This window comes from Bacteroidia bacterium (assembly GCA_041391665.1).
Lineage (GTDB): Bacteria > Bacteroidota > Bacteroidia > J057 > J057 > JAGQVA01.
This window is the reverse complement of the sequence record JAWKNO010000002.1, coordinates 1,172,685-1,185,562: the sequence shown is the minus strand read 5'-3', so window position 1 is coordinate 1,185,562 and position 12,878 is coordinate 1,172,685. Positions and strand designations below refer to the sequence as shown.

The 12,878-nt window shown below is 46.1% G+C and carries 11 protein-coding genes; all 11 read right to left on the bottom strand.

Features of this window, described 5'->3' with window-relative positions; genetic code table 11:
* Entirely contained in the window at positions 1–432 is a 432-nt protein-coding gene (locus R3D00_16615) for a phage tail protein (protein MEZ4774810.1), read from the bottom strand.
* A gap of 61 nt (positions 433–493) precedes the next feature.
* The gene (locus R3D00_16610; protein ID MEZ4774809.1) at positions 494–2,497 is read right to left on the bottom strand and encodes a phage tail sheath subtilisin-like domain-containing protein; all 2,004 of its coding nucleotides are present in this window, start codon (positions 2,495–2,497) and stop codon (positions 494–496) included.
* A gap of 24 nt (positions 2,498–2,521) precedes the next feature.
* Positions 2,522–3,961 (bottom strand): phage tail sheath C-terminal domain-containing protein, encoded by a 1,440-nt coding sequence (locus tag R3D00_16605; protein ID MEZ4774808.1) that lies wholly within the window; start codon positions 3,959–3,961, stop codon positions 2,522–2,524.
* 13 nt (positions 3,962–3,974) lie between these two features.
* Positions 3,975–5,234, bottom strand: a complete 1,260-nt coding sequence (locus R3D00_16600) for a hypothetical protein (protein MEZ4774807.1) — start codon at positions 5,232–5,234, stop codon at positions 3,975–3,977.
* Between the two features lie 13 nt (positions 5,235–5,247).
* Complete coding sequence (locus R3D00_16595) at positions 5,248–5,844, bottom strand: DUF4255 domain-containing protein (protein ID MEZ4774806.1); 597 nt, start codon at positions 5,842–5,844, stop codon at positions 5,248–5,250.
* Positions 5,845–6,271: 427 nt separating this feature from the next.
* Positions 6,272–8,824 carry a M14 family zinc carboxypeptidase gene (locus R3D00_16590; protein MEZ4774805.1) on the bottom strand — a complete coding sequence of 851 codons (2,553 nt, stop codon included), beginning with the start codon at positions 8,822–8,824 and terminating at the stop codon, positions 6,272–6,274.
* 34 nt (positions 8,825–8,858) lie between these two features.
* On the bottom strand, positions 8,859–9,659 hold the full coding sequence (locus R3D00_16585) for a class I SAM-dependent methyltransferase (protein MEZ4774804.1): 801 nt from the start codon (positions 9,657–9,659) through the stop codon (positions 8,859–8,861).
* A gap of 13 nt (positions 9,660–9,672) precedes the next feature.
* Positions 9,673–10,722 carry a hypothetical protein gene (locus R3D00_16580; protein ID MEZ4774803.1) on the bottom strand — a complete coding sequence of 350 codons (1,050 nt, stop codon included), beginning with the start codon at positions 10,720–10,722 and terminating at the stop codon, positions 9,673–9,675.
* A gap of 22 nt (positions 10,723–10,744) precedes the next feature.
* Positions 10,745–11,512, bottom strand: coding sequence for an NRDE family protein (locus tag R3D00_16575; GenBank protein MEZ4774802.1), 768 nt, complete (start codon positions 11,510–11,512; stop codon positions 10,745–10,747).
* A gap of 399 nt (positions 11,513–11,911) precedes the next feature.
* Entirely contained in the window at positions 11,912–12,286 is a 375-nt protein-coding gene (locus R3D00_16570; GenBank protein MEZ4774801.1) for a hypothetical protein, read from the bottom strand.
* Between the two features lie 256 nt (positions 12,287–12,542).
* Positions 12,543–12,836 carry a hypothetical protein gene (locus R3D00_16565; GenBank protein MEZ4774800.1) on the bottom strand — a complete coding sequence of 98 codons (294 nt, stop codon included), beginning with the start codon at positions 12,834–12,836 and terminating at the stop codon, positions 12,543–12,545.
* Positions 12,837–12,878: the final 42 nt, after the last annotated feature.

The window sequence follows — 12,878 nt, the reverse complement described above, 5'->3', positions numbered from 1 at the left end:
CTATCCGTTTTGAATGGTCAAACCTTCATGCGCTATTTCGATGCTCTCAATCGCCACTTCATTTCCGTCTGATTTCAAATCGGTAGATTGCACTTTCACCGGCCATGCATTTTTAATTTTCCACACAACCACAGGCTCGTGATTTTCATTGAGCAGGCTGATGGTCAGGTCCCTGCGCTCGATGGTGTTTAGCGCAACGGTATTCCACCAGGCGAAATACTCATTATCACCGGCAAATGTGCCGCGCTTCATGGTAACATTGCCGTACTTCTGCATTCCGGGCATTTTGGTTTTGAAATACTCCGGACTTGCGCCATGACGGTATTCGATGACTTCTGTCTCTACATCCAGGCCGGATACTTCCGTAAACCCGATGCTTGTTCCGCCCCATTCAACCTGAAAGTGGAACTTTGGTAATGGATAAGCTGCCATAAAAAATTTTGGTTATCGATACAATAATTAATTGAACTAAAAAATTCTATCTGATTGATGGTCAGGATGTTTCCATCCGACATGTATAGTGAATCACAATAAATTCTGCCGGGCGAACCGCAGCCAGTCCAATCTCAGCGATCAGTCTGCCTTCCAGAATATCCTGGCTGGTCATCGTTTCCCCTAAACCAACTGAGACATAATAGGCTTCATTGGTGGTTGTCCCAACTAGTGCGCCCTGCCGCCATTGGGCCCGAAGGAAATTGTCCAGCATAAGCCGAAACCGCATCCAGGTATTGGCATCATTGGGTTCAAAGACAAACTGCTCTGCGGATTGAGAAACAAAATCTTCCACAAAACTGAAATAGCGCCGTACCGGAACATACCGCCATTCGTTGTCATTTCCGGCCAGGGTTCTCGCGCCCCAAATAAGGGTTCCCCGTCCTCGGATGGAACGAATCACATTCACCGATTTTCCTGTTGGGTGTACGTTGAGCGATTCCTGATCACTGTCATCGAGCTCAATACACGGTCCCAAAGTAGATTTGATTTGCTCATTTGCCGGGGCCTTCCACACACCTTTGGTCGCATCTGTGCGAACAATCACCCCGGCAACTGCACCGGAGGGCGGCATTTTTTTCAGTTGAAGGGAAAGCGAAGCCTTCACTTTTGAGAAAAAGGGATGCAGGGAAAACAACTGAGATTCTGCGGATAATTCCTGAGCCAGAGCCAGATCAAATAATCCTTTGAGCGCCTGCAATATCGGCTTAGCCACAAGCAACAGATGTTTCACCAAGGATTCCAGAAACGGCGTTTCGCCCTCTGCCTCGCCTTCCGCCCAGTCTGAAAATGCTGGAATGTGCGGCACGACAGCTGTGCGAATCCAATTGGTTCCATTGAGATCGGAAAAAATTTCGTGGATCTCGTCAAAGTTTTGCTGCGGGAAGAGAAAGTCATACATCGAAGCTGCTTTGTACAAAGCAATCAGTTTTTCCAGCGCAGCGATATAGGTTTTGTCCGTTTTGCGAATGAATATGTAATCATCCAGCACATCTGAAAGCTGATTGTCCAGCCGGGGTAAAACCAATGCAACTTCCGAAATCCATAACAAAGCTTTTTCAAACAGCACCTTTCGCTCTTCGTCAGTGGGGATCAGAATCGCCTCATACAAGGAGCGCCAGCGGGTTTCGAGCAGGTGGAAATGTTTCCGGTTCAGCGATGAATCATGAACAAGACCAGCAATTGTGTTTACATATTGACCTTGCCGCAAAACTTCAGCGATCAACTCCCAGTGTTTTTGCGCTTCTGCCGAAGAAACATTTCCTGAAAAAATTGAATAGTCAGTGACAGGAGTCAGCGTTTCTCCGTCTTTGATCCGGAACTTCAGTTCATAAAAATGGAACTGATGATCGTACAGCGAGTAAATCCAGGGAAAATAAGCTGCCCCATATTGAAGATAATTGTTCCCAAGGGAATCTCTGAACCGATCAACTGCGGTCAGAAAACGGTCATGATTTTTGAGATCAGCAATCAGGAAACAATTTTTTGCCTTGCCACAATGCGCCAGAGCAGTCATATGCAGCTGACCGAGCTCTGTAAGATCAGAAAGCCCTACTGCATCGGGAAATAGTACCAACGTCACGCCATCCGCCTTTTCCAACGCTTTTACGCCTCCGAGTAGCCCCGAGGCGGTTGTCCCTCCGGCTTCCCCAAGTGTGATCAGATCTTCATATCCGCCTACAGAAACAATAAAACAATCGCCACCCCCATTGTCAAAATAGAGCTGCAAACTTTCATAGAGAAAAAACCGCCGGTCCGGGCCTGTAGCTATAAGGGTTTCCCCGTCAGGAAGCACATCTGCAAAGTAACTATCCGGCTGATAGTTTCCACCAAAAAGAGATTCAAAGTGAGCCAGCGTTTTGATCCGGAAAGGCTGAAAGTCGCCGTTTTCCGGTGCAAATTCGGTATAGCCGATAAATGCCGGGAGCGCGGTTTCTATCAACGGATCAGCAGGCTGCGGAGGCGTGAGATCCCGCAGGTAAATACCAGGCGTCTTGTAGGTCATGGGCGTTTTATTCTATATTCCAGATCAGGATTCCTGCATTTTGTGTGAGAATCTCAGAATGATAAATTCTGCAGGGCGTACCACGGCCATTCCTATCTCGACATTCATTCTGCCTTCGAGAATATCTACCGCCGTCATCGTTTCGGGAAGACCTACTCTTACAAAAAAAGCATCTTCCGGTTTTGCTCCTGCGAGCGCACCTGCACGCCACTGAAGTACAAGGAAGTTCTCAATCATTGCACGCACTTTCACCCAGGTATTGGCATCATTGGGCTCGAAGACAAATTGTTCGGAAGCCTTTTTTACAGATTCCTCTACCATATTGAAGAAGCGACGAACAGATACATACCGCCATTCATTATCATTTCCAGCCAGGGTACGGGCACCCCATACGAGATTGCCTTTGCCAACAAACGAGCGAATAGCATTGATTGACTTTCCGGAAGTATGCACATTCATATCTTCCTGTTCTGCATTCGTAATTTTCATAATCGGCTGAATCACCCCGTTCAGGCTGACATTTGCGGGAGCTTTCCATACACCGCGGCTGCTGTCAACAGAAGCATAAATGCCGACAATTGCCGGACTGGGCGGAAGGATACAGGGGATACTGTTGATGGCCAGTTGAGCACGTGCAAACAGTCCTTTATCCGCAGCTTCAAGCGCGGCCAGGTCTGCGATTGCTGCATTAGGCGCGCCATTTACCATATAACTAACGGTTACTCCAGCGGGTTCAAACTGATAATCAAAAATGGTTTCCAGGTTTGGAGCGTAAGCTGCACCGTATTTCAGGCTATTGTTGCCAACGCCTCTGTCGCGGAAGGCATTTTGCAGATCAACCACACGTGTTGTACTGCTATGCGGCAACATATCCATTACTGCAAAACGGTCCTGAAGTTTTTCACACTGCTGAAGGGCAAAATCGTATAAGGCACCCTGATCTGACTGGCCCGTACCTGAAGGATCAAAACTCAATGCCTGGGCTTCGGGAAATACGAGCAGGGTGGGTTCATCTTCTTTTTCCAAAAGGTTCAACCCGCCTCTGAGCCCGCTGTCATCATCGCCCAAAGCAATCGGCGAAGAATAATCACCCACCGATACGATGTAACAAGGGCCACCGCCATTGGCAAAATAAATCTGAAGCGAATAATACATGATATACGGAGAACGGGCGCCAATGGCGGCAGTCAGCGATTGAGCAGTGACACGACCTCCCGCATCGCGGGTTTCATTGATAGAGACAGTAATATTTTCTTCCGGAGCGGCACCCCCGAAATACAATTCGTAATCCACCATGGACGAAATTCGCCAGGGCTTCATACTCAGGCTTTGCCCATTGGTGTTGAGCGCAAAGGCTGTATGACCAATAAACGCCGGTATCGCGGTTTCCACCTGAGCCACAGACGGGGGGAACTTCGAGATTTCTTTTACATAAACACCGGGGGTTTTGAATGTGCTTGCCATAAGTGGTATAAGATTAACTGTTGATATAGATTTCAGAATAAATTTGATGATCGGCAGGATCGGGCTTAATCATAGATATACCCGGATTAGGGAGCAGGGTGTCAGTGTTAAATTTTTTTACCTGTATCAGAGCTTTTGTAAGCGGAAAGGGAGTAGCGGTGTGAAACCGCTTTTTTTCAGCAGGGCCTCCTTCCCGGATAAAATCGCCCAGTTGCGCATCTGTCTGACTCTGCTCCCGATTAAAAATATAACGCCAGAAAGTTGTTCTGTTTTTGAACGAAAAGACAAATTCGGGCGACAATAACTCCTGATCTGCACCAGACACACAGGCATACGCCCCCTGATCCAGATCTGTGCGGTGAATCCATTCAATCATCCCAAAAGGCCGGGATTCAGATAGCGCCTGGTCGACATAACAAGGGCCGGAAACCGGAGAACTAATAGCCACCCCGGAAGCATTTTCCAGACGGAAATCATAGCGACCGGGAGTGGCTTTACGGAGATCAATCACAACGGAAGCAGCACCCGATGGGGGAATCGTCTGCAGGAAATCCGGCTCAGATGATCCGGGGCGAATAAGTTTCAGTGTGAGAGGTCCGGATGGGTTCGATGGAAGATCAAGATTAAAATAAGCAGGGAGCAGGGACACACGATCTGCACCTGACACAAATGGCGGGGACCCCGCAGGTAATTCCAGCCAGTCAGCGGCAATACGTGGACCAGGGCCTGTAAGCCTGACGGCTTCATATAAAACAGAGGACGTACCCGAAGGTATAGCAGTCAGCGAACCCGGCTCATACGCAAGGGCAGGATTGTAACCCGGAACCGGGCGGCTGAGATATTTTACACCCGAAACCACATTGCCCGCTTCATTGGAAAAATAGTAAGCAGGAAACCGGTTTCCGCCTATAGGCAGTGCCGTATAGTTGAAAAAATTATTGTCCTTCAGCCGCATCAGAAAAGTCAGCCGTAAAGGCGCATCGAGCAACACTTCAGGTCTTGAAAAACCCAGTTTTGCCGCATCTTTCTGAATTTGCACCCCGACATAAAACCCATCAGCATTCTGCCGAAATACAAGTTTCCGTCCCCGCAATAATTGTGCGGTATCAGCCGTAGGCAAAATCTCCAGAAAAGACTGAGGTGCATACGACCGGCGGGCACTTTCCTGTTCACTTTCACTCAGCGAAGAAAATTCACGGAGGCCCTGGTTAAGAAAATAACCATGGTCTATTCTGACGGTGAACAAGCGTTTGTAAGCAATGGTAAACCCCATTGTACTTGATTATTTAATTTGCAATTCCGGAAACTTCATCGATCGCGGGTGAAGTGGCAGAAAGTGAATCCCTGCGAAGCATCACAAGTCGCGTTTTATACATTACAAATGGCACTTGCTTGCTGCCAAGCGAGCCCCAGAGATCATTGATCTGTTCAAAATTAAGCGTATGAATATCCAGGACGAGTTTCATCTCAGATATTTGTGGATCACTGGCAAATCCCGCATTGGGAGAATTGGCCTGTGTAAAAACATATTTACCCTGAAAAAATTCAATTACCTGCGAAAGCCTTCGCAAGGCGGTGGTGTAATTGTCGAAACTACAACTGAACAGCAGATACAGATTCAGGTTGATCGGCGGGTTAATGTACTCTGTCTGGCTTCCATTTTTTATAAAGGTCGGCGTATTTTTTAACCGCTTTTCCTCTTCTATATTGACCAGACTCAACACTACTTTTTCCAAAGCACCATTGTTGGTATTGCCCGAACTTTCTGCCAGGGCAATATTCCCCAGTTCAACCACGTCAGGTCTGTTGGCACTGTCAAGGTCAACAGAATTGATATAGTCATTTAGTTCGCGTACCAGAATAGTTAATGCCTTTGAAATCATGTGTTTGTGTTTGAAAAAGAATTCCAATCTCCATCTCAGAAAAGTAAATACCTGAAGGCAGCAAATACTTTATTTTGACAAAAAAGAGACACATTCGAAAGATTTTAATCTCCGAAAGTTGGCATCAAATGATGTTGCCACATTACTGAACTAGATAAATGGTCCCGGCAAGGATAGAACCACTAAACCACACTTGTGGGAAAAGCATGTTGTCGGGGGCCAATGCACCCAAATAGTGAAGTTAAATAAAACCAGGAGTTTGTAGGGGTATGCGAAAAAGAAAAGTGAATACACTTTCTCCTAAGCATCCCCAATTTAACCATTCCTTTTCGAATTCCAAACTTATATAAAAATTTTTAAGTAAGGTGAAAAGTCTCTCCTGAGGTTCTATTGCATAAGACGGAAATCCACAAAACACCTGACCTGATTATTCCACAATCCGCCCAAACCAGATGGCATTCATAAAAATTTTATTGGTTCCATACCAGAATGCCCGGAAATTGAGGTCGTCGGTCATGGCAATAATCCGTCCCTTTCCTACTTTGGCTACGGTAACCGCAGCGGTATTTCGCAAGGCTTCCACATTCTTGTCTGAGAGATAACCACTCATCAGCGGTGTGTCTGTGTACATGACTGGATTTGCCCAGGGATTGCCGGTTTTTTCCATGAAAAACCGGGCATTGCGGAACACCGGCAGATATTCCTGTCCCAACCCAAAACCCAATGGATGGGAAAGATCCACACGGGTTTGGCAAATCGCTCCGTTGATGTTCTGCGCATCTTCGATATTGGTTTTGTCTTCGTAGGCAAACAAGGTATCTCTTGAATTATCAGGGGTGGCTTTCATCTTAATTTGTGAAAATCCTTGTTGCGACAACCATTTGACTGCCCCTTTATCGGCGACAATCGTACCTCCTTTTCCCAGCCATTCAGACAGCCGGTCGCCTGCTGAAACACCGTAGCTGCCATGAACCAGGATCAGGGTATTGTATTTGTCCAGACTGGCAGATGATAGGGCATCTACAGGCAGCAGCGTTACATCCATATGGTATCGGGTATCCAGCAAATGCCAGGCTTCACCTGCTTCATAACTGTTGATATTTCCATCGACGATCAGTGCAATACGAGGTTTCTCAATGGTTTTAAATGTCGTGCTCCCCAATCGCACGCCTGTGGTCATTCCGGTTTTAAGAGAATAAATCACCGGGCCGTTTTCCATTTCTGCTACTTCTTTTACGGCCTGATACAATTCTTCCGGCGTCATTTCCTGCCCCTGGATCGGAATCAATACAGAACCGTAGTCAAATATTATTCCCTCTTCCGTACCAAAAGGCTGGGTAGCCACTTTCACTCGTATTTCCTTGTCTGCCAGCATGCTCAACGCCCGTGGAGAATAATAGTCAAACCATTCAAATGCATACGCATACTCAGACTTGCCTCCTTCTATATGCCCGTGCGGAACCTCAAAATCCACCTTTTCTCCCAACAGACCCGGCACATAGGTTTTCTTATCCAGGGGATCATACTGCACCCCAAACGCCAGGGGGAAAGTCCAGGCTGAAATGTCGTAAAACAAGCTGTCGTTAAAGGTTGTCCTTTTTTCAAACATCGCCTGAATCAGGCTGTATTGCCTTTGGTTGAGGGGAATGATATAACTATTGCCGGAGTCGTATTCATTTTTGCCGAGGGTAAGAGGTCGTGTCAAACGAAAAACTTCCACATCATGGCGCAGGGCCGTTTCCGCAAGCTCCCGTGCCCGGCTCAAATCCTTGCCTGCGGTAAAAACGTAAGCTTTCACTTCGTCTGCGTCAGCCCGTGATTTTGCTTTTTGGTAAAATTCTCTTTGATGGTTTAATAACGCTTTCCGCAGGGCAAGCGTGCCTTTTAAAGTAGCAAGTGAAGCGGTAAACTGATTGCGGATAGTAAAAGGAAAGGTCAGCAATCCATTTTCCGTTTCCTGTACATGCCCCCGGCTGCTGGCCTGCTCAAACAGGATCCCTACCCCACCGTTGATGTCAGGATAAGTTGAACCTTTTCCGTAAAAGAAATCATCGTAATCTTCTTCCGTAAAATACAGCGACCCAATGCTGTCCAGCGCAGCAGCATAATAAGGAGACATGCCATAGGTAAGCGAAACCGTTCCTTCGGGTGTAAGTGGATGCGTACGGGCAGGAATACCCGGCTGAAAGAAGAAGGTAGAGGAAGAACCCATTTCGTGATGGTCGGTGAAGTAGTTGTATTTCCATTCGTGGAATTTTGCCAGCCTGGCGCGGGACTCGGGAAGCTGTACCGGCAACCAGTCGCGGTTGAGGTCAAACCAATAATGATTGGTCCGCCCTCTCGGCCACGCTTCATTATGCTCGCGGGAATCAGGATCTGCATTCAGCGTCTGAATCCCCCGATGTGTATTCACCCAACTGGCAAAGCGGTTCATCCCATCCGGATTAAAGGAGGGGTCAATGATGATGATTTCGTTTTGAAGAAGTTGATCGATCCATTGTCCCTGAGCGGCAGCGAGGTAATAGACCACCAGCAGCGCAGCGTTGGAGCCACTGGCTTCATTTCCATGGATACTATATCCCATATGAACTACCACCGGCATTTTTTCGATATCCAGTGCCGATGATTTTTCGGGCAAGGAGAGTTGCACGTGTTCTTCCCGGATTTTCTCCAGATTGCGATGGTTTTCAGGAGAAGTAATGACCAGATGTAATAATGGCCGGTTTTCATAGGTACGGCCAATCACTTCGAGGGAAATCCGGTCGCTGGCGCTTGCCATTTCCCGCATATAATAGACCAGCTGGTCATGGCTTACATGCCATTCTCCGACTTCGTAGCCGAGGATATCCGCTGGTTTGGGAATAGACGGGTCGTAAGTGATATTTTGAGGCAGATAATCATTGAGAGATATCTGGGATACACCCTTTGACATCATCAGGATGATGATCAAGGTAAGCCAAACAGAAAGTAAGCGGGTCATAGCTTTTGCGTTAGATTTTGAAGGTCTGATTTTGTTACCGGCTTGCCCGGAGAGAATACATATAGGGTATCTTGTGTCTCAGATGCGGGAAAACAAATTGCTGTTCAGCAGTCTCTTCCATATTGAGAAAACAATTCCAGGTTGAATAGGGAAATTCATTGAAACTTTCAATTTTCAATCCGTTGCTTAAGATTGCGTTCAAAAGCTCACTCGTCGGGTGATTCCATCCATATTCTGTCATTTCCATCGGCGCTTCTATATCTGCATACGTTCCGCTATTCACTTCCACAATCGGGCCGGTATTAAAATAGGGATACACCACTTCGGTCATTTGCGGGTTATACATCCAGATAAAGGGATGAAAATCAACCATATAAAAAACGCCACCGGGTTTCAGGAAATGTGCTACTACTTTGGCCCACCGGTCGAGATCGGGCAACCAGCCAATAGTTCCGTAGGAAGTAAATACGATATCATACATCCCCGAAAGATTTTCCGGAAGGCTGTACACATCCGAACATACAAATTTTGCCAGATCGCCGAGCCCGGCAGTCAGCGCAAGTTTTCGCGCCTCTTCAATGGCTTTGGGAGAAAGGTCTATTCCCGTAACATCTGCACCCAGTCGCGCCCAGGAAAGGGTATCAAGGCCAAAGTGGCACTGCAAATGCAGCAGAGACTTTCCTTTCACGGAGCCCATTTCAGCCAGTTCAACATGCCTTAAGGCAGTATTTCCCGATAAAAATCCTTTGACATCGTAAAAAACCGTATCAAGGTGGTGAATGGTTTTTTCATCCCACAACTTCCGGTTAACGTCGAGATATTCTTCAGAAATCATAGGTTCCTGGGGGTTATTTTGTCGTGCGGCACTTTTCGTAAAATTCGCCTTTTCTGCCACGATCGCTGTCGATAATGCTGTAAAATTGAGATAGATACCGGGAAAGAGCGGTTTTAGTTTTTTCCTCCAGCCATTCATTTTCCTCAATCAGACGAAAAAATGCCGTTTTTTTATCGTGGAAAAGCTGGAATGAGGCGGCAAATTCTTCTTCTGTCCGGCAAAATCCCCGAAACAGACGATCCTTTACTGAGGCAATTCCCAGATCGGGATTGGGCATAGCATAAGGCACTCCGACAAATCCCGCCCAATCAAAGTCATAGGGAACGGCAACCGGAGGCTCGGCAGGGCTGCTCATCACAAGGCGAATGTTGTGGAGCTCGGCAATCGACCAGTCTGTATTTCCTACCATATATTGAAATACTGCCAGATGATTGGCCCATTCATAATTCGTTTTATCTGGGTGAACATTGGTAACGGCCAGGATTCGCCCACCCATACGCGCGGCAACCTGGTCTTCGTCTTCTATAAAAAACCCGAATTTTTCCAAAGGATCAGATTTTCCTTCGGAATCATTATAGGTTACCTTCACCAGGCGAACACGAAAACTACTGTCTGTCAGCACATTGTACATTCTGTAGATCAGATATTCAGAAACCACATACTGATCGTATATTTGTTTTTTGGACTGACAATGGGTGACCAGTTTCAATTTATTTTGCCCTTCAAACAGGGTGTTTTGCGTCAGGGTATCAAAATTGAGCAATAAGGGCGGGAAGTCGCAATTGCCTTTTTGCCTTCGGAAATTTCCCCTGACTCTGATACGCAAGGGAATAGACACTTCCTTTCCTTCCGTACCCGGATAGGAAATAGTCGCAGGATGGTATTCCCTCTCATCTGCACGGTCTTTCAGGAGCGTGTTCAGGTCTGTAGTGATTGTGATGCTCAGTATATCATCACTGGAAAACAACACCTGAGGTGCAGCTGCCGGTTTCTGCCCGAAAATCAGCAGAGGGAAAACGGAAGTCAGGAGCAGAATGTTAAAAACTAAATAATTTGGCTTCATATAGGGGGCTAATTAAACAGAATCATAACTGAGGGACTGGCTGAAAGGCAAATTTTACCGGGAGACCTTCCGGCACATGGGCTCTTTCCTCAAAATATACCTTGCCGGAATGATCAATCAAAACGACTGTAGAAACTCTCGTTCCATAAGTAGGGCTTTTAATACACATTGCAGAAAGCATACGTTCCAATTCCAGGGACACCCCCGTCGAAGGAAGGCGGTCATCCGGTGCGATGGTGTCATTATTTAACATCTCAAAAAGACTTTCAGGATTCATTTCGGTTTCCGGACTTATCAGGGCAGCCAGGCGTTCTTTTCCTTGTTGAACTTTTGGCCAGGCGGTATTGAGCAAATGGTTACTGAGACCGTAAACACCCGGATCCAGCCATTCGGGATTTTCATGGCGGTTTGAGTACCACCCCAGCGTATTGCTATCAAAGGTCAACAAATTAAATCCATTATAGGCTTCAGCCTGTGTGCTCAGGTGATCGAGGTAAGGGATTGTTCCCGTCTGACCTTCGAGAAACCGGGTAACCAGCGCACCTCTGGAAGGCGCCTGCGGCTTAATATTATTGGGTTCCCGAAAATTTGTAACAGCCGCAAAACGGCCGGATTTACTTACACCCAGCCAGGTTCCCCCGGCTTGCAAGTCTTTTCCGGCCAGAATAGCCGGGTTTTCTTCCCACCAGCCAGCACGAAGTGTAGGGCGGGCATAAAATTCATCACGGTTTGCGGCAATGATAAGCGGATAGCCTGGGTGCACGCGATAACCAAACAGGATCAAACACATGCCCTAAATTAGGGACTTTTTTGGAATCTTTGGTATCCAGAAAGGTAATAGCAGTTGTATGATTCATTTACCTCTCAGCACCATCTCTGGAAGTAATTCTGATAGTTCCTGTTTTTCGACCTAAACTACTTGACGAGAATTTATCCCTGATATGATCGAAATATACTACTTGTTTGCCGAAGTAGTATTTTGGGGTGGTGGTGCTGCGGTTCATGGTGGTAAAAAAAACTAAGGTAATTTAAAAAATTGGGTAAATTTCTTGATAAAAATGATCTATTTTCAATGGCGTTAATAGTGGGTCTAACGTTGACTGTCCCTTCACCAACAGCTTTACCGAACGATTTAGCTTGAAACCTGCGACAAAACCTACAGTTCTATCAACGTCCCCATTAGCGGCTACTAAATTTTATCTTCCCAAAACTTTTTTGCAAGAATTTTGAAAGATCCTCCTGTCGAATTTAGTTCAATTTTATAGGCGTACAATTTTACATCATTCATCGCACCATTCCATTTTAAATAGAAGTTGTCTAAATCCACGTCTTGTCCTTCAATTAATTCAGCTCTCAAAATTGTCTCATCACTTGCAATTCCAAAATTCAAATTAAAACAAGCCCAATAAACCTCCTCAAAAATGAAATTGGATTTGTTTTTATTTTCTGGCCACTCTATCTCAAGTAAAATAGTATCCTTTACACCCGGATTAGTCCTGTCTATTTGAATATTTTTAATTATAGCATCGTGCCAATAATATTCATTAAAATTCATATTCTTCATTATTATTTTGTTTTACCACCAAGGCCATTTGCTAGCATCGAAAATGTGGGGCCCGTTATCTAAATGAAAATGACTTTGAGTTGGCCCCTTAAAACCCGGAGGAGTAGTAGGGTCAATTCTTAATTTTTCAACAAACTTTCCATTTTGCATTATACCATAATTTGAACTTCGATGTGCATTTTCAATAAACTCTCCAGGTATTTTAGCTCCTTTAGGTAATACAACGCCTTCTTTTGTAACAAGAAATACCTTGCTTTCAACCTGATTTACCCCTTTCACCGCCCCCTTCTCCACCAACTTCACAAAGAGCTTCCCGCCGACGCGGGTGGTTTGGACAAAAACCCACTTCCCTCCCCAATATACCCCACTTACCTACATATTTCAAATAGAGCGGCATGGGAAGCTGGAGTTCCTCAATCGGATAACTCGGCGTTAAGGCCCCCGATTGGGGAGCGATGGCATTGTGCGCGCGGTTGCTCAGGTCAAGGGTGCTGCCTTTTACATATCCGATCCACGAAAGTGGAAGTGATTTGTTCCACCCAATTTCCATCGGGATCCACAAAGTTTACCGGATTGTTGAGTACGTAGGTAA

Excerpts from the sequence above, each read along its gene's own strand:
- R3D00_16615 (MEZ4774810.1), bottom strand. The coding sequence starts at position 432 with ATGGCAGCTTATCCATTACCAAAGTTCCACTTTCAGGTTGAATGGGGC.
- R3D00_16610 (MEZ4774809.1), bottom strand. The coding sequence starts at position 2,497 with ATGACCTACAAGACGCCTGGTATTTACCTGCGGGATCTCACGCCTCCG.
- R3D00_16605 (MEZ4774808.1), bottom strand. The coding sequence starts at position 3,961 with ATGGCAAGCACATTCAAAACCCCCGGTGTTTATGTAAAAGAAATCTCG.
- R3D00_16600 (MEZ4774807.1), bottom strand. The coding sequence starts at position 5,234 with ATGGGGTTTACCATTGCTTACAAACGCTTGTTCACCGTCAGAATAGAC.
- R3D00_16595 (MEZ4774806.1), bottom strand. The coding sequence starts at position 5,844 with ATGATTTCAAAGGCATTAACTATTCTGGTACGCGAACTAAATGACTAT.
- R3D00_16590 (MEZ4774805.1), bottom strand. The coding sequence starts at position 8,824 with ATGACCCGCTTACTTTCTGTTTGGCTTACCTTGATCATCATCCTGATG.
- R3D00_16585 (MEZ4774804.1), bottom strand. The coding sequence starts at position 9,659 with ATGATTTCTGAAGAATATCTCGACGTTAACCGGAAGTTGTGGGATGAA.
- R3D00_16580 (MEZ4774803.1), bottom strand. The coding sequence starts at position 10,722 with ATGAAGCCAAATTATTTAGTTTTTAACATTCTGCTCCTGACTTCCGTT.
- R3D00_16575 (MEZ4774802.1), bottom strand. The coding sequence starts at position 11,512 with ATGTGTTTGATCCTGTTTGGTTATCGCGTGCACCCAGGCTATCCGCTT.
- R3D00_16570 (MEZ4774801.1), bottom strand. The coding sequence starts at position 12,286 with ATGAAGAATATGAATTTTAATGAATATTATTGGCACGATGCTATAATT.
- R3D00_16565 (MEZ4774800.1), bottom strand. The coding sequence starts at position 12,836 with ATGGAAATTGGGTGGAACAAATCACTTCCACTTTCGTGGATCGGATAT.